At 66.7% G+C, this 15,918-nt stretch carries 16 protein-coding genes; 11 read left to right on the forward strand and 5 right to left on the reverse strand.

Features of this window, described 5'->3' with window-relative positions; translation table 11 throughout:
* Positions 1-11 precede the first annotated feature (11 nt).
* Both EH209_RS15280 and EH209_RS15285 read right to left on the reverse strand, forming a co-directional pair.
* A complete protein-coding gene (locus EH209_RS15280; RefSeq protein ID WP_126663743.1) occupies positions 12-431 on the reverse strand; it encodes a hypothetical protein in 420 nt (139 codons plus the stop codon).
* 79 nt (positions 432-510) lie between these two features.
* Positions 511-1,131 (reverse strand): class I SAM-dependent methyltransferase, encoded by a 621-nt coding sequence (locus tag EH209_RS15285; RefSeq protein WP_126663744.1) that lies wholly within the window; start codon positions 1,129-1,131, stop codon positions 511-513.
* Between the two features lie 126 nt (positions 1,132-1,257).
* On the opposite strand from EH209_RS15285, the gene EH209_RS15290 reads away from it, so the two are divergent.
* Positions 1,258-3,429 carry an ATP-dependent DNA helicase gene (locus tag EH209_RS15290; protein WP_164722060.1) on the forward strand — a complete coding sequence of 724 codons (2,172 nt, stop codon included), beginning with the start codon at positions 1,258-1,260 and terminating at the stop codon, positions 3,427-3,429.
* 335 nt (positions 3,430-3,764) lie between these two features.
* Here EH209_RS15290 and EH209_RS15295 read toward each other — a convergent pair whose 3' ends face one another.
* The 3 genes from EH209_RS15295 to EH209_RS15305 form a co-directional block, all read right to left on the reverse strand.
* The gene (locus tag EH209_RS15295) at positions 3,765-4,136 is read right to left on the reverse strand and encodes a hypothetical protein (RefSeq protein WP_126663745.1); all 372 of its coding nucleotides are present in this window, start codon (positions 4,134-4,136) and stop codon (positions 3,765-3,767) included.
* A gap of 64 nt (positions 4,137-4,200) precedes the next feature.
* Positions 4,201-4,701: a 2'-5' RNA ligase family protein gene (locus tag EH209_RS15300; RefSeq protein ID WP_126663746.1), complete on the reverse strand. Its 501-nt coding sequence runs from the start codon at positions 4,699-4,701 to the stop codon at positions 4,201-4,203.
* Positions 4,702-4,754: 53 nt separating this feature from the next.
* The gene (locus tag EH209_RS15305) at positions 4,755-4,949 is read right to left on the reverse strand and encodes a DUF7554 family protein (protein WP_126663747.1); all 195 of its coding nucleotides are present in this window, start codon (positions 4,947-4,949) and stop codon (positions 4,755-4,757) included.
* 85 nt (positions 4,950-5,034) lie between these two features.
* Between EH209_RS15305 and EH209_RS15310 the strand changes: the two genes are divergently transcribed.
* The 10 genes from EH209_RS15310 (at position 5,035) to argF (ending at position 15,770) form a co-directional block, all read left to right on the forward strand.
* The gene (locus EH209_RS15310; RefSeq protein ID WP_126663748.1) at positions 5,035-6,171 is read left to right on the forward strand and encodes a helix-turn-helix transcriptional regulator; all 1,137 of its coding nucleotides are present in this window, start codon (positions 5,035-5,037) and stop codon (positions 6,169-6,171) included.
* Positions 6,172-6,552: 381 nt separating this feature from the next.
* A complete protein-coding gene (locus EH209_RS15315) occupies positions 6,553-7,797 on the forward strand; it encodes an argininosuccinate synthase (protein ID WP_126663749.1) in 1,245 nt (414 codons plus the stop codon).
* Positions 7,798-7,799: 2 nt separating this feature from the next.
* On the forward strand, positions 7,800-9,347 hold the full coding sequence (gene argH / locus EH209_RS15320; protein ID WP_126663750.1) for an argininosuccinate lyase: 1,548 nt from the start codon (positions 7,800-7,802) through the stop codon (positions 9,345-9,347).
* Positions 9,348-9,608: 261 nt separating this feature from the next.
* Positions 9,609-9,773 (forward strand): lysine biosynthesis protein LysW, encoded by a 165-nt coding sequence (gene lysW, locus EH209_RS15325; protein ID WP_005554620.1) that lies wholly within the window; start codon positions 9,609-9,611, stop codon positions 9,771-9,773.
* Positions 9,770-10,654, forward strand: coding sequence for a lysine biosynthesis protein LysX (lysX, locus tag EH209_RS15330; RefSeq protein WP_126663751.1), 885 nt, complete (start codon positions 9,770-9,772; stop codon positions 10,652-10,654). Before lysW ends, lysX begins: the two co-directional genes overlap by 4 nt.
* A complete protein-coding gene (argC, locus tag EH209_RS15335) occupies positions 10,654-11,730 on the forward strand; it encodes an N-acetyl-gamma-glutamyl-phosphate reductase (RefSeq protein ID WP_126663752.1) in 1,077 nt (358 codons plus the stop codon). Before lysX ends, argC begins: the two co-directional genes overlap by 1 nt.
* Entirely contained in the window at positions 11,730-12,599 is an 870-nt protein-coding gene (locus EH209_RS15340) for an acetylglutamate/acetylaminoadipate kinase (RefSeq protein WP_126663753.1), read from the forward strand. The genes argC and EH209_RS15340 overlap by 1 nt, the downstream gene beginning before the upstream one ends.
* Entirely contained in the window at positions 12,596-13,750 is a 1,155-nt protein-coding gene (locus EH209_RS15345) for an aspartate aminotransferase family protein (protein WP_126663754.1), read from the forward strand. The genes EH209_RS15340 and EH209_RS15345 overlap by 4 nt, the downstream gene beginning before the upstream one ends.
* Positions 13,747-14,856, forward strand: a complete 1,110-nt coding sequence (locus tag EH209_RS15350) for a [LysW]-lysine hydrolase (RefSeq protein WP_211338371.1) — start codon at positions 13,747-13,749, stop codon at positions 14,854-14,856. The genes EH209_RS15345 and EH209_RS15350 overlap by 4 nt, the downstream gene beginning before the upstream one ends.
* The gene (gene argF, locus EH209_RS15355) at positions 14,856-15,770 is read left to right on the forward strand and encodes an ornithine carbamoyltransferase (RefSeq protein ID WP_126663755.1); all 915 of its coding nucleotides are present in this window, start codon (positions 14,856-14,858) and stop codon (positions 15,768-15,770) included. The genes EH209_RS15350 and argF overlap by 1 nt, the downstream gene beginning before the upstream one ends.
* The last annotated feature ends 148 nt before the right edge of the window (positions 15,771-15,918 follow it).

The following is a 15,918-nucleotide window of genomic DNA, read 5'->3' on the forward strand; positions in this document are numbered from 1 at the left end:
CGTCGGTCACGTTACGCGTCTATCCCCTCGGACTCGTCGTCTCGGTCGTCGTAGCCCGCGACGACCGTCGACCCCGGCGGGAGATCGTTGAGTAGCGCCGTTACCGTCGTCTCCTCGAGGTCGACCGTCGACTCGAGCGGTTCCCACCCTTCGTCAGTGTCGACGGCGACCGCGACGTCCGTCGGACTTGCGCCCGGCGGGAGCCGCGACGGATCGTAAACGAGCGTGATCTCGACGGCCTCGACGGCTTTCAGGTCGTCGACGGCCTGCAGTTCGACGGGATCGCTGAGGGCGTCGACCGGGCCCTCGTCCCCGCTCTTCTCGAGTCCGAACGCGTCGGGGACGACGCCCGCGACGACGGCGACGCGGGCGCCGACCTGCTCGAGTGTGTACTCCGCGACGTTGCTCGAATCGTACCCCGGGATGGCCATGTTCGAGGCGATGGACTCGAGACGTTTGTCGCTGTACCCCGCGATAGCCGGCCGGCGGAGACCGCAGGGCGCCGTCGGGTCACGGTGATCGCTCCGGATCGCCGGCCACTCGGGTGGCTTCGGTCGTTCCGACGCGCGCCAGTGTCCGGATCCAGTTTTCCTCGGTCTCGACGCGCACCGGCTCGAACGCCGCCCTCTCGAGGAGCGCGCGGATCTCGTCCGGACGATAGTACTCGAAGTGCCTGTCGCGTGACTCGTCGGGCGTCGTCGGGGTGCGCTTGACCAGACAGAAGACGACGCTGTCGGGACGGAGCACGCGACGGAACTCCCGCAACGTCACGGTCGCGTCGGATCTGGGCACGTGCAGAAAGGACGCGGAACTCCAGACGCCGTCGAAGGCGCCGTCCTCGAACGGCAGGTCGCGCATGTCGCCCCGGACGAACGGCGCGGTCGGGTTGCGGTCGCGGGCCGCTCGCAGGAACGAAGCCGTCAGGTCGAGTCCGACCGCGTCGTAGCCGGCGGCGTCGAACGTCGAGACGTCCGACCCGGGACCGCAACCGACGTCCAGCAGTCGATCGCCGGCGAGGACGTCGAAAAAGAGGTCGCCGTACAGGGCGGCGACGGACTCGGCGCAGTACTTCCGAACGTAGGCGTCAGCGTCGGACTCGTATTCCTCGAGCGTGCGTGAGAGCTCGCTCATAGTCGCGCGTTCGACCGGTTCCGACGGCCCCATATAGTTGCTCCGATGACATAACGGGCGCCGACGCGGAGTCGGGCGGCGAATCGAGACGAACGCTTTTATCGGATCGGGAACTGATCGTCTAGCGTGTCCGAGACAACCGGGTACATGCGCTTTTTCCCGTACGACCAGCCGTACGAGAACCAGCGCGAGGCGATGGACCGCATCCACAATTCGCTGACCCGCGGCCAGGACGTCCTCTTCGAGGGAGCCTGTGGGACCGGGAAGACCCTCTCGTCGCTGGTCCCTGCCCTCGAGGTGGCCCGCGAGCAGGACAAGACGGTCGTCATCACGACCAACGTCCACCAGCAGATGCGCCAGTTCGTCGCCGAAGCCCGCGCGATCACCCGCGAGGAGGACATTCGGGCGATCGTCTTCAAGGGGAAATCCTCCATGTGTCACATCGACGTCGGCTACGAAGAGTGCCAGGCCCTGCGGGACAACACCCGCGCCGTCGTCGACGCCGAACGCGACAAGCGACAGCTCGAGCGCCGCCAGCGCGAACTACTGGAGGAGAGCCAGGACGGCGACGGCGGCGCAGCCGACGCCCGCTCGGCGGTGATGGACGAACTCGAGGACATCGAGGAGCGACTCGAGGACTTAGCAGAGCAGAACGTCTGCGACTACTACCGGAATAATCTCACCCGGGATACGGACGACTTCTTCGCGTGGCTCTTCGAGGACGTCCGGACGCCGGAGGAGATCTACGAGTACGCCGAGCGGGAGGGCTTTTGCGGCTACGAACTGCTGAAGGAGGGGATCGAGGGCGTCGACCTGGTCGTCTGTAACTACCACCACCTGCTGGACTCGATGATCCGCGAGCAGTTCTTCCGGTGGCTCGGCCGGGATCCGGAGGACGTCATCGCCGTCTTCGACGAGGCCCACAACGTCGAGGACGCGGCCCGCGAACACGCCACCCGGACCTGCTCCGAGCGGACCTTCGACTCCGCGCTCGACGAGTTGGCTGACGCCGACGACCCGCGCTCTGAGGACGCCGCCAACGTCCTCTCGGCCTTTCATCGCGCGCTCGTCGAGACCTACGAGGACTCCTTCGGCTTCGGCGAGCGCGAGCGGCTCGATGAGAACTGGGAGGACGTCCCCATCGCCAACGAGGACCGGAAGGACGACCTCACGCTCGAGTTCCTCCAACGCTACTCAGGCCAAGGGATCGAGGACGACTTGGAGGCCGCGATGAAGCTCGGCCAGGAGTTAGACGAGCAGTACGAGGAGGCCTACCGGGAAGGCGAGACCGCCACGCGGACCGAGTGTCAGACCCTGCAGGCCGCTGCGTTCGTCAGCGCCTGGATGAACGAGGGGAGCAAGGAGGGGCTCTACCCCGTCGTCTCCGTCACTCGAGACGCAGGTACCGACGAGATCTACGGCCGCGCGGAACTGTATACCTGTCTCCCCCGCCAAGTTACGGGCCAACTGTTCGAGGAGGTGTACGGGACGATCCTGATGAGCGCGACGCTGCAGCCCTTCGACGTCACCGAGGACGTGCTCGGCCTCGAGGACCCCGTCACCATGGCCTACGGGCTCCAGTTCCCCGAGGAGCATCGGCGCACCTACGCCGTCGAGACGCCGCCGCTGTTCTCGTCGGACCGGGACGATCCCGCGGTCCAGACGGCGGTGACCGACACGATCCACGACGCCGTCCGGATGACGCCGGGGAACACGCTCGCCTTCTTCCCCAATTACAGCGAGGCGAGTCGCTACGCCGAGCGACTCAAGGGGCGAACCGAAAAGACGGTCTATCTGGACGAGCCCGGAACCGCCGTCGAGGAGTTACGCCAGCAGTTCGTCGCGGAGGACGGCGCCGTGCTCTGTACCTCGTTGTGGGGAACGCTGGCGGAGGGCGTCAGTTTCGACGGCGACGACGCCCACACGGTGCTGGTCGTCGGCGTTCCGTACCCCCACCTCGACGACCGCGCCGAGGCGGTTCAGGAGGCCTACGACGCGGCGTTCGACGGGACCGAGACGGGCTGGCGCTACGCCGTCGAGATCCCGACGGTTCGCAAGACCAGACAGGCGCTCGGTCGGGTCATCCGCTCGCCGGAGGACGTCGGCGTCCGGGCCCTGCTCGATCGGCGCTACTCGCGGTCGGCGAAGTCGGACCTGGGTCGGTACAGCGTCAACGGCACCTTCCCCCACGAGGAGCGCGAGGAACTGATCGACATTGACCCCGAGAAGCTGAAGTTTTCGATGCTGAACTTCTACGGCGACCACGACGCTTACGACGGCGAGACGCCGGCGCCCTAGACGATACTCATCGAGTTACGCAGTAGAGGGGCGTATTGTGTGGGGGGTTGAAGAGATGAGTTGTCGAAGCCGGGAGTTCTGCTATCGTGGCAACAGGGAACTGCCACGTCCTCCCCAGCCGATTTCTGCTCACGGGTGCTTCGCACCCGTTCGCATGGTTCGCGGAACGAAGGTTCCGCGCTAACGCTCGCTCGCGCTTCACTCATCCCTCGCACACTGTCGATGACGTACCTTCGCAGTGCTCAGGCACGTCGTCAGCGCGCGCCACCGTAGACCAGATAGTCGGGTTAGAGTGACAGATAACCTGGATTTCCTGATCTGACGATAATCGCCCGTTACTCGCTCGGTTCGACCGTGACGTCGGCGGCGCCGTTCGTGACGATGACGATGTGCGCGCCGCCGGTTTCGATCGTCACGTCGAACGCGGTCGGTTCCGAGATCGACTCCGTCATGACCGGGCCCTCCTCGGCGTGGTCGAGCCGAAAGCTGATCGCGTCCGGCTGAACGGTCGACTCGTTGTCGGCTTCGGCGACGTCGATATTCTCGACCGTGACGGTCAGTTCTTCGCCGGCTTCGGCGTCGAACCCTGCCGTCTGTTCGTCCCGTACCGTCTGGTCGACGTACCCCTCACTCATCAGACTCGTTACCTCACTACAGCCCGCAACCAGTATCGTCGTCGAACTCGCGAGTAACGCGCGGCGGTGCATGACCGGAGGTTCTGAGAGTGTCGAGTAATAGCTACCGGGCGACTCACCGTTCGATTCGAACCGTTTACGCGGGCAGCGAGACGCGGCTCACTGGAAGCTTGTAGGTGCCGTCCCAGAACTCGAGTTCGCTGACCGTCCACTGAATCGGCTCGATCTCGCGGTCGGCCACGCGCTTTGCGGCCTCGAGGTCGCCGCCGCGGGCCAGCGTGACGTGGGGGACGTAATCGCCGCCCTCGAGCCCCTCGACGGTCTCGAAGGCGTCGGTCAGATCGGCGTGGATCGACTCGAGGCCGGGGCTCTCGACGGCGAGGTAGACGACGGGGGCGGTCCCGAGCGGCGGGTCCTCGAAGTAGTCGATGCCCGTAATCTGAGCCTCGACGGCGGGCGCGCCCTCGAGCGCGCGGTGGGCGCGGTGTTGCAACTGGGCGACGTGGTCGGCCTCGCCGAGGCGTTTGAGCAGACACGAGTGGTCCTCGCGGACGCTGTCGAAGCCGACGAGTTCGGGGTAGAGCTCGTCGGCGAGCCGGCGGACGCGTCCGGGAACCGGAACGTTGACGCTGTACACTTCGGTCGAGGTAGGGCGCGTTCGCGTATCAGTGTGATGGTCGCCGGGCCCGTTCAGATTCGCTCGAGGAGCCAGAGGACGATGACGACGGCGACGCCCAACTGGACGAGGACGAAGAACGGGCCGAGCAGGCTCGCGATACTGCCGATAGCCATCTGCAGGATCTGAAACGCCAGAAAGACGGCGAGTAGTGCGAGGACGATCTTTAGGAGGGTCTCGACCTCGAGTTCGCCGCGCGAGTCGTGCATACAGTCACGATCGACTGACTGTGTGAAAAATTCACCGTTGCTCGCTCGGAAAGACCTATCTGGGCGGCTATGGGATGTATCTACAATGGACCTGAGAGAGCAGGGGCGCTGGGCCCTGTTCTGGGTGCTCGTGGGAATCGGGTGCATGCTCGTGGCGACCGTTGCGGTTCCGATCGGTGCGGCCGCCGACGCTGGAGCACAGGGGGCAGCCCTGCAGGACGAGGCCAGCGCGAGCGACCGCCTCGACGCGGCCGACGAGATACACATCGACGTCTTCGTTCACGAAAACGGGTCGGCGACGTTCGTCGTCGACTACCGGTTCGAGAACCAGAGCGACGGGGAGTGGGGAGAACTCAGTAGCGACGTCCAGTCGAATCAGGAGGTGTACGCCGACAGCCAGGAAGCTCGATGGAACGAGATCCTTCGCGAAGGGGAGAACGCGACCGACCGGGACATGGCGATCGAGAACGTCACCGTCTCGACGGACAACAGTTCCGTACCGCGGGAGATGGGCCACGTCGTGGTGACCTTCGAGTGGGACTCGTTTGCCTACCCGCAACTGACTCAAATCGAGGCGGGTTCGGCGCTCGCCGACCTCTCCCTGCCCAGCGGAACCTGGTTGCAGGTGTACGCGCCCGAAGGGTATACCATCGACGAGGTGAGCCCCGAACCCGAAGGGAGCGACGGATCGGTAACCGGCGGCACCGAGGACAGCGAACGGGAGTCGGTTCGATGGGGCGACTCCGGCGATCCGTTCTCGTCGACGCCGCCGACCATCGTGATGATCGAGGAGAGCAACGAGACCGACCCGGCGTCCGAAACCGATCCCGGAACCGACGGGCCGGCGCCGTGGTTGCTCGTGCTCGGCGCCCTCGCCCTGCTCGCGACCGTCGGCGCGGCCGGCTGGTGGCTCAGGGGCGATCAAACCGGTGACCGGACCGCTAGCGCGACGAATGGCGGGTCGACGACGAACGAGAACGCAGCCGTACCCGAGGCGGAGACACCGCCCCCAGAACTGCTCAGCAACGAGGAACGGGTCCTGCAGTTGCTCGAGGAGCGGGGCGGCCGGATCAAACAGCAGGAAGTCGTCTCGGAACTGGACTGGACCGAGGCGAAGACGAGTCAGGTCGTCAGCGGATTGCGCGAGGACGGGGAGATCGAAGTCTTCCGGATCGGTCGGGAGAACGTTCTGGCGTTGCCCGACGGGGAAGACGAAGAGTAGCCACCGGCGCCGGTCCCAACGCGTTCGCACTATTCTCCCCTATGTGATGTGGCACCACCGCACAGCCGCCTCGCGGCCTGATACCCGCGATATTTGCGAGGTAGCAGGATTTAATACCGATGCTGCTCATAGCACCACCAATGAGTCATACCGTCGGCGCCACGACCGCCGCACCCGGTACCGACGGGGCTGTTTCTCCGCGGCGACCGCGACGACGACGGCCGGGCCGTTGAGCCCGATTACTACCTACCTCCCCTCGAACCGGTTCGTTCCAACGATCCAGAAAATGCAGAATTTTCGGCTAGCAGCCGCTCTACCGCTAATTTACACGACTTAAACCAATGAGCTTAAGTCCCTCCTTCCGCTTTCCTCGCATACGACATGACCCGCGTGGCACTTGCGTTCTCGGGCGGCCTGGACACGACTGTCTGTGTCCCGTTGCTCGAGGAAGAGTACGGATACGACGACGTTATCGGCGTCACGGTTGACGTCGGCCAGCCGGCTTCCGAGTTCGAGGAAGCCGAAGAAACCGCCGACGCGCTCGGCTTAGAGCACTACGTCGTCGACGCGAAAGAAGAGTTCGCCGACCTCTGTCTCGAGGGCGTTCGCGCGAACGCGACCTACCAGGGCTACCCGCTGGGGACGGCCCTGGCTCGCCCGGTGATCGCCGAAGCGATCCTCGAGGTCGCCGAAGAACAAGACTGTACCGGCATCGCCCACGGCTGTACCGGCAAGGGTAACGACCAGCTCCGCTTCGAAGCGGTCTGGCGCGACTCCGACCTCGAGGTCATCGCCCCCGTGCGCGAGCTCGGCCTGACCCGCGAGTGGGAACAGGAGTACGCCGCGGAGAAGGACCTGCCCGTCGAGGGCGGCAGCGGCGGCGACTGGTCGATCGACACCAACCTCTGGAGCCGCTCCGTCGAGGGTGACGAGCTCGAGGATCCCAACTACGTCCCGCCGGAGGACATCTACGCCTGGACCCAGGCGCCGACGGGCGAGACCCAGGAGATCGAGATCGAGTTCGAGGAGGGCTACCCCGTCGCCGTCGACGGCGTCGAGTACGATCCCGTCGACCTCATCGAGCACTTAAACGGCGTGGCCGGGGCCTACGGCGTCGGCCGCACAGACACGATGGAAGACCGCATGCTCGGCCTGAAGGTTCGCGAGAACTACGAGCACCCGGCGGCGACGACGCTGCTCAACGCCCACGAGGCGCTGGAAGGACTCGTGCTCACCCAGGAGGAGCGCCAGTTCAAGCAGCAGATCGACCAGCAGTGGGCCCAGAAGGGCTACGAGGGCCTGATCGACGCGCCGCTCGTAGACGCGCTTGAAGGCTTCATCGCGGAGTCCCAGAAGCGCGTCACCGGAACCGTCACGATCCGCTTCGAGGGCGGCCAGGCCCGCGCGGTCGCACGCGACAGCAAGTTCGCGGCCTACTCCGCCGAGCACGCTTCCTTCGACACCGAGACCGTCGGCAAGATCAAGCAGGAGGACGCCACCGGCGTCGCGAAGTACCACGGCTTCCAGCGCCGCCTCGCCAACGAGGCGATCGCGGCCAACGCCGAGGACGTCGAGAAGCCGGAACTCGCAACCGACGGCAGCGGCAGTGACGAGGACGAGGAATAACGATGCCTGAGGAGAGCGCTCGCGACGGCGAGTTTGCGGCCGACGGAGGATCCAGCCGCGACGACGAGGGCGTCGTCCGACGAGATCGCTTCAGCGGCGGCCCCGCCCGGAGCTTCCTCTCCTCGCTCGCAGCCGACGAACGGATCTTCGAGGCCGACCTCGAGGTCGACCGCGCGCACACGGTGATGCTCGCCGAACAGGGGATCGTCGAGGACGACGTGGCCGGGCAGATTCTGACCGCGCTGGACGCCATCGAGGTCGACGGCCACGGCTCCCTGCCCGACGGCGAGGACGTCCACGAGGCCATCGAAACGGCCGTCATCGAGCGCATCGGCGCCGAGGGCGGCAAGATGCACACCGCGCGCTCGCGAAACGACGAGGTCGCGGCCTGCATCCGGTATCGCCTGCGCGAGGACGTCCTCGAGGCCGTCGAGACGACGCTGGCGCTGCGCGAGTCGCTGGTCGCGGTCGCCGAGGCCTACGCGGAGACGATCATGCCCGGCTACACCCACCTCCAACCCGCCCAGCCGACCACCGTTGCCCACTGGGCGCTGGCCTACGAGGGCGCGGTGGGTCGCGACACGGCGCGGCTCCTCGAGGCCTACGATCGGATCAACGAGTCGCCGCTGGGCGGCGCCGCGTTCGCGGGAACGACGTTCGATATCGACCGCGAGCGCACCGCGGAACTGCTCGGTTTCGACGGCGTGGTAGAGAACTCGATGGACGCCTCCTCGAGCCGGGACTTCCTGCTCGAGGTGACGCAGGCGCTGTCGACGCACGCGACGACGCTGTCGGGGCTCGCCGAAGACATCGTCATCTTCGCGAACCGCGGCTTCGTCGACCTCTCGGACGACTACTCCTCGACGTCGTCGATCATGCCCCAGAAGAAGAATCCCGACACGCTGGAACTCATCCGCGCGGTCGCGGGCGACGCGGCCGGCGGGGTGCAGGGGCTGACGACGACGCTCAAGGGACTGCCGCGCGCGTACAACCGCGACCTCCAGCGGGCGACGACCTACGCCTGGGAGACCGTCGACGCCGTGACGGAGGCCAGCGAGGTCGCCGCCGGCGCGGTCGCGACCGCCGACTGGAACGAGGAGACGCTGGCCGCCGAGGCCGGCGAGGGGTTCTCGACGGCGACCGGCGTCGCCGACCTCCTGGCCGCGAACGGCCTCCCGTTCCGGACGGCCCACGAGATGGTGGCCCACGCGGCGGAGAATAGCGCGGAACGCAGTTCCGCGGACAGTCACGCGGCGAAGCCGCGCGACAACGGGGCCGATTACGACGCCCTCGAGGCCGCCGCCCGGGAGGTCCTGGGCGAACCCCTCGAGTCGCTGGTCGACCCCGACGCCGTCGAGGAGGCCCTCGATCCCGCCGCGAGCGTCGCGAGCCGCGACTCGCAGGGCGGCCCCGCCCCCGAGGCGGTCGCCGACCAACTCGAACTCGCTCGCGAGTCGCAGTCGGACAACCGCGCAGCCCTCGAGGAACTGGACGCGGCGCTCGAGGCGGCCCACGAGACACTCCGCGAGGAGGTGAACGGCTATGTCTGAGGCCGTTCCCGCCGTCGCTCCGCGCCGTCCGCGACCGCCGCGACTGCCGCCGTCCGTAGGTGAGGGACGAACCTTCGGGCGAGCGGGAGCACCGCTTCCGCCGCCGTCCCCGCGAGGGGACAAATAACCTACCAGATGATATGTCAAATTAAAATTGCGGTGTGCTGGCGTCAGCGGCCCGTTAGCGGACAGTGCAGTTAATGTAATTTTGCTGTTAATTTCGAAGGCTTTAAGGGATACCGGCCCCCAGTTGCAGGTACAATGACCGAATGCGTCGAGTGTGGGGCTGAGGTGTCCCTGCACGACGATCTGGAGGTTGGAGAGATCGTTGACTGTACCACGTGCGGAGCAGAGCTGGAAGTCGTCGACACCGAGCCGCCAGTCCTCGAGCGAGCCCCGGAGCTCGAAGAGGACTGGGGTGAGTGACCTTGCAAGTAGGAATACTCTATTCCCGGATCCGCAAGGACGAGAAGCTCCTCCTGAACGAGCTTCGCGAACGTGACCACGAAATCGAGAAGATCGACGTCCGCAAGCAGACCTTCGACATCAGCGAGGCGCCCGAGGAGTTCGCGGACCTCGACATCGTCGTCGACCGCTGTCTCGCCACGAGCCGGAGCCTGTACGCCACGCAGTTCTTCGAGGCGTACGGTATCCCCGTGATTAACAGCCACGAGACCGCGGACATCTGCGCCGATAAGGTGAAAAACAGCCTCGCGCTCGAGAAGGCGGGCGTGCCCACGCCCGCGACGAAGGTCGCGTTCACCAAGGAGACCGCGATGGAGGCTATCGAGGAGTTCGGTTACCCCTGCGTCCTCAAACCCGTCGTGGGCTCGTGGGGACGCCTGATGGCCAAGATCGACTCGAAGGACGCCGCGGAAGCGATCTTAGAGCACAAGGCGACGCTGGGCCACTACGAGCACAAGGTGTTCTACGTCCAGGAGTTCGTCGAGAAACCCGGACGGGACATCCGCGTGCTCGCGACCGACGGCGAACCCATCGCCGGCATGGTCCGATCCTCCGACCACTGGATCACCAACGCCGCGAAGGGCGCCGAAACGGACGTCTTCGAGCCCGACGAGGAGGCGAAAGAACTCGTCCGGAAGGCCAGCGACGCCGTCGGCGGCGGCCTGCTGGGCATCGACCTGATGGAGACCGAGGACGGCTACACCGTCCACGAGGTCAACCACACGGTCGAGTTCAAGGCCCTCGACGGCGCCGTCGAGACCGACGTCGCCGGCACCGTCGTCGACTGGCTCGAGGAGAAGGCGGAAACTGAGACCGAGGACGAACTCGAGGTGAGCGCCTGATGGCGGTCGGCACCGAGGCCGGCGCCGACGCGAACGCTGAGACCGTCACCGCGACGGTCATCGGCGGCTCCGGCTTCACGGGCGGCGAACTGCTTCGCCTGCTCGCGGGCCACCCGAACTTCGAACTCACGGAGGTCACCAGCCGCTCGAAGGCCGGCAAGAGCGTCGGCTCCGTCCACCCGCCGCTTCGCGGGACGGACCTACGTTTCACCGAACCCGACGATCTCGAGAGCGTCGACGTCCTGTTCGCGGCGACGCCCCACGGCGTCTCCATGGGTCAGATCGACGAGTTCTTCGAGATCGCCGACACCGTCGTCGACCTCTCGGCGGACTTCCGCCTCGAGAGCGAGGAACAGTACGACGAGTGGTACGACGGCCACGAGGCACCCGAATACTTAGAGAAGGCCGAGTACGCGCTCCCGGAGATCAACCGCGAGAACCTCAAGGGCGCGGGCCTGATCGCCGGCGGCGGCTGTAACGCCACTGCCACCATTCTAGGACTGTATCCGCTCTTCGAGCACGACATCCTCGAGGGCGGCGAGCAGATCGTCGTCGACGTCAAAGTCGGCTCCTCGGAAGGGGGCGCCGGCGGCGGCGAGGCATCCTCGCATCCCGAGCGCTCGGGTGTCGTCCGTCCCTACGCGCCGACGGGCCACCGCCACGAGGCCGAGATCGAGCAGTTCCTCGACACGAGCGTCTCCTTTACCTGCCACGCCGTGGACATGATCCGCGGAGCCAGCGCGACCAACCACGTCTTCCCCTCGGGACCCGTCTCGAAGGGCGACCTCTGGCAGGCCTACCGCGCGTGTTACGAGGACGAGCCGTTCGTCCGGATGGCCGCCGGCGGCTCCGGCGTGTATCGGTATCCGGAGCCCAAATCGGTCGCCGGAACGAATCTCGCCGAGGTCGGCTTCGAACTCGACCCCTCGAACAAGCGCATCGTCGTCTTCTCGGCGATCGACAACATGATGAAGGGATCCGCGGGACAGGCGGTCCACGCGGCCAACATCGCGCTCGGTCTCGAGGAGACGGCCGGACTCGAGTTTACGGGGATGCACCCCGTGGGGGCGCCGTAATGACTGTCGTCGTCAAGATCGGCGGCGCACGCGCTGTCGACCCCGAAGGGGCGCTCGCCGACGTGGCGAGCCTCGTCGAGGACGGCGAGGACGTCGTCCTCACGCACGGCGGTTCGACTGCCGTCGACGAGACCCTCGAGGACCTCGGCAAGGAGCCCACCTACGTCGAGACTCCCGGCGGCGTCGTCGGGCGCTTTACCGACGAGGAGACGATGGACGTCTTCAAGATGGTCATGCCCGGCAAGCTCAACACCGATCTGGTCGAGAGCTTGCACAACGAGGGCGTCGACGCCGTCGGTCTCTCGGGCACGGACGGCAAGCTGCTCTGCGGCAAGCGCAAGTCCGCCGTCCGCGTCAAGGAGGACGGCAAGAAGAAGATCAAGCGCGGCGATCACTCCGGCAAGATCGAGTCGGTCAACGCCGACCTGCTCGAGACGACTCTCGCGGGCGGCTACACGCCCGTCGTCTCCGTCCCCATGCTGGGCAAGGAGAAGTCCGGCGGTTACACGGCAGTCAACGCCGACGCCGACCGCGCGGCCGCAGCGATCGCGGGCGCGCTCGAGGCCGACCTCGTCGTGCTGACCGACGTCTCGGGGATCTACGAGGATCCCGACGACGAGTCGACGAAGATCGACTCCGCGTCGACGCCCGACGAGTTCGAGGCCGTCAAAGAGGCCGCTGAAGGCTTCATGACGAAGAAGGTCATGGCCGCTGAAGAAGCTCTCGAGGGCGGCGCCGCGAGCGTCACCGTCGCGACCGCCAACGCCGACGCACCGATCACGAGCGCGCTCGAGGGCGAGGGCACGACGCTCGAGCCCGGCGTGCTCGCCGACGAAGCGGACGAAACCGCACAGGAGGCCGCAGAATGAGCGACCTTGACTTCGTCTCCGGAAGCAAGCCGATCGGCATCGAGCGCGGCGAGGGGGCGTTCCTCTACACCGCCGACGGCACGGAGTACATCGACGCCGGCGCGAGTTTCGCGTGTACGCCGCTGGGCCACTCTCATCCCGCGGTCGTCGAGGCTGTCCAGGAGCAGGTCGGCGACCTGACGTTCGTCGACTCCTCGTACCCCGTCGAGGCCCGTGAGAACGCCTACGCCTCGTTCGTCGCGTCGACGCCGGACGGACTCGAGGGCGCCTGGTTCTGTAACTCCGGGACCGAGGCCAACGAGGCCGCCCTGAAGTTCGCCCGGTCGGCGACCGGCGAGTCGAAGATCGTCGCGGCGACCCGCTCGTTCCACGGCCGGACGATGGGCGCGCTCGCGGCCACCTGGAAGGACAAGTACAAGAAGCCCTACGAGCCGCTGGCCGGCGACATGGAGTTCGTCCCCTACGGCGACGGCGAGGAGCTCGCTGACGCCGTCGACGACGAGACCGCGGCCGTGATCCTCGAGCCGATTCAGGGCGAAGGTGGCATCAACGTCCCGCCGACGGGCTACCTCGAGACGGCTCGCGAACTCACCGACGAGGCCGGTGCGGCGCTCGTCTTGGACGAGGTCCAGACCGGCATGGGCCGGACGGGATCGATGTGGGCCTGCCAGAACGCTGGCGTCACGCCCGATATCCTCACGACGGCGAAGGGCCTGGGCAACGGCCTGCCCGTCGGCGCGGTCGCGGTGCGAGACTGGATCGCCGACGGCGCGGCCTCGCACAACGCTACGTTCAGCGGCGGCCCCGTCGTCGCCGCGGCGGTCCACGCGACCGTCTCGACGCTGGTCGAGGAGGAGTACCCCGCCCACGCCGCCGAGATGGGTGACTACCTCACGACCGAACTCGAGTCCGCGCTGGGCGATTCGGTCCGCGAGGTCCGCGGCGAGGGCCTACTCATCGGCCTCGAATTGAAACGCGGCGCGAACCGCGCCGCCCGCGACTTGGCGATGAACCACCAAGTACTGGCGCTTCCCGCGGGACGGACCGTCCTGCGCCTGCTGCCGCCGCTCGTGATCGACAAGGCGGAGGCAGACCGGCTCGTGGACGCGCTGACCGCAGTCATCGCACCCGAAGCCGAGGCAGAATCATGAGCGCGAGCGTGACCGAACCGGCCAACGTGTCGCTCGACGAAGCGCGGCAGCTACTGACCGACCTCGTTTCGATCCCGTCGCCGACCGGCGAGGAACGGAAGGCCGCCGAGCGGCTGGTGGCCTTCTTCGAACTCCACGACCGAGAGACCTGGATCGACGAGGTCGGCAACGTCCGCGCGCCCGCGGACGACTCGGTCCTGCTCACGTCCCACGTCGATACCGTCCCCGGCGAGATTCCGGTCGAAGTGCGGACGGCCGACGAGGACGACGTCGAGGCGGAGGTCGCGTCGGAAACCGGCGAGGACGTGCTCTGGGGCCGCGGCAGCGTCGACGCCACGGGCCCGCTGGCCGCGATGGCCGTCGCTGCCGTCCGCACCGGCGTCTCCTTCGTCGGCGTCGTCGGCGAGGAGACGAACTCCCGCGGCGCCCGCCACCTCGTCGCCGAGCGCGAGAAGCCCGACGCGGTCGTCAACGGCGAACCCAGCGGCGCGACGGGAATCACGCTGGGCTACCGCGGCTTTCTCGCGGGCACCTACGTCGCCACCAGCGAGTCCGGCCACACCTCGCGCCCCGAACCCAACGCCATCCAGCACGCGACCGAGTGGTGGACCAGCGTCGAGGGCGCCTTCGAGAACGACGAGTACCAGGCCGTCTTCGAGCGCGTGACCGCAAAGCCCGTCGACATGGACGGCGGCATCAGCGACGACGGCCTCTCCGTCGAAGCGACCCTCGACGTCCAATTGCGAATTCCACCGTCGCTGGACGCCGAATCGGTCCGCGAGACCGCCGAGGCCGAACTCGAGATCGGTACCGTCTCCTGGGCCGAGCCGATCCCGCCGGTGATGGAGAGCCCGCGGACCGAGGCCGCCCGCGCGTTCCGCGCGGCGATCCGGAAGGAAGGGGCCGATCCCCGACTCCTTCGCAAGACCGGCACCAGTGACATGAACCTCTACGCCGGCGCGTGGGACTGCCCGATGGTTACCTACGGCCCCGGGAATTCGGATCTCGACCACGCACCCGACGAGCGACTCTCGCTGTCGGAGTACGACCAGTCGGTGAAGATCTTAGAGCGCGTCGCGACGACGCTCGCCGGAGGTGAGGAGTGATGACCGACGAACCCCGTCACTTCCTCGACGTCGACGACGTCTCGCCGACCGAACTCGAGACCATCCTCGAGCGCGCGGAAGCGTACAAACGCGCCCAGCACGCCGGCGAGGACCACGAGGACCTCGATGGCCAGACGCTAGGCATGATCTTCCAGAAGCCGAGCACCCGTACTCGCGTCTCCTTCGAGACGGGAATGACCCAGCTGGGCGGCCACGCAGTCTTCCTCGGCGAGGACGACATCCAGCTGGGACGAGGCGAGCCGCTGAAGGACACCTCGCGGACGCTCTCTCGGTACGTCGATGCGGTGATGGCCCGGGTGTTCAAACACGGAAACATGGAGGTGTTAGCGGAGTACTCCTCCGTGCCGGTCGTCAACGGCCTCACCGACGACGCCCACCCCTGCCAGACGCTCGCCGATCTGCTGACCATCCGCGAGCAGGAGGGCGGCTTCGAGGACGTCTCCGCGGCCTGGATCGGCGACGGCAACAACGTCGCCCAGTCGTTCGCGATCGGCGCCGCGCTGACCGATATCGATCTGACGGTCGCGACGCCCGAGGGGTACGGTATCGACGACGCAGTGCTCGAGCGCGCCCGCGACCTCGGCGGCGATCCGACGACGACCCACGACCCCGTTGAGGCCGCCACGGACGCCGACATCATCTATACGGACGTCTGGATCAGCATGGGTCAAGAGGACGAACGCGACGTCCGGATGAACGACTTCGAGGGATTCCAGATCAGCGCGGACCTCCTCGAGCACACCGCCGACGCCTCGGTGATGCACTGTCTGCCCGCCCACCGCGGCGAGGAGATCACCGACGACGTCATCGAGAGCGACCGCTCGGTCGTCTTCGATCAGGCGGAGAACCGGCTCCACGCTCAGAAGGCGTTGCTGAGTTGGCTGCTCGAGTGATCCGACTGCGACCGCGGTCACCGGACCGCGCCGCTTCGTTTCGCCACTAATCGAGAAATCATCTCGGTCATTACTTCGTTAATCTCCAGACAGTCTCGTCTGCAACCGTAAGCGATCGATCGAGGGTATATGCTAGTGACCTGCCGAT

Origin of the sequence: Haloterrigena salifodinae, from assembly GCF_003977755.1 — an archaeon.
Lineage (GTDB): Archaea > Halobacteriota > Halobacteria > Halobacteriales > Natrialbaceae > Haloterrigena > Haloterrigena salifodinae.

Bases quoted from the DNA above. Each gene is read 5' to 3' on its own strand.
- EH209_RS15280 (WP_126663743.1), bottom strand. From the start codon at position 431: ATGGCCATCCCGGGGTACGATTCGAGCAACGTCGCGGAGTACACACTC.
- EH209_RS15285 (WP_126663744.1), bottom strand. From the start codon at position 1,131: ATGAGCGAGCTCTCACGCACGCTCGAGGAATACGAGTCCGACGCTGAC.
- EH209_RS15295 (WP_126663745.1), bottom strand. From the start codon at position 4,136: ATGCACCGCCGCGCGTTACTCGCGAGTTCGACGACGATACTGGTTGCG.
- EH209_RS15305 (WP_126663747.1), bottom strand. From the start codon at position 4,949: ATGCACGACTCGCGCGGCGAACTCGAGGTCGAGACCCTCCTAAAGATC.
- EH209_RS15310 (WP_126663748.1), top strand. From the start codon at position 5,035: ATGGACCTGAGAGAGCAGGGGCGCTGGGCCCTGTTCTGGGTGCTCGTG.
- EH209_RS15315 (WP_126663749.1), top strand. From the start codon at position 6,553: ATGACCCGCGTGGCACTTGCGTTCTCGGGCGGCCTGGACACGACTGTC.
- argH (WP_126663750.1), top strand. From the start codon at position 7,800: ATGCCTGAGGAGAGCGCTCGCGACGGCGAGTTTGCGGCCGACGGAGGA.
- lysW (WP_005554620.1), top strand. From the start codon at position 9,609: ATGACCGAATGCGTCGAGTGTGGGGCTGAGGTGTCCCTGCACGACGAT.
- argC (WP_126663752.1), top strand. From the start codon at position 10,654: ATGGCGGTCGGCACCGAGGCCGGCGCCGACGCGAACGCTGAGACCGTC.
- EH209_RS15340 (WP_126663753.1), top strand. From the start codon at position 11,730: ATGACTGTCGTCGTCAAGATCGGCGGCGCACGCGCTGTCGACCCCGAA.
- EH209_RS15345 (WP_126663754.1), top strand. From the start codon at position 12,596: ATGAGCGACCTTGACTTCGTCTCCGGAAGCAAGCCGATCGGCATCGAG.
- EH209_RS15350 (WP_211338371.1), top strand. From the start codon at position 13,747: ATGAGCGCGAGCGTGACCGAACCGGCCAACGTGTCGCTCGACGAAGCG.
- argF (WP_126663755.1), top strand. From the start codon at position 14,856: ATGACCGACGAACCCCGTCACTTCCTCGACGTCGACGACGTCTCGCCG.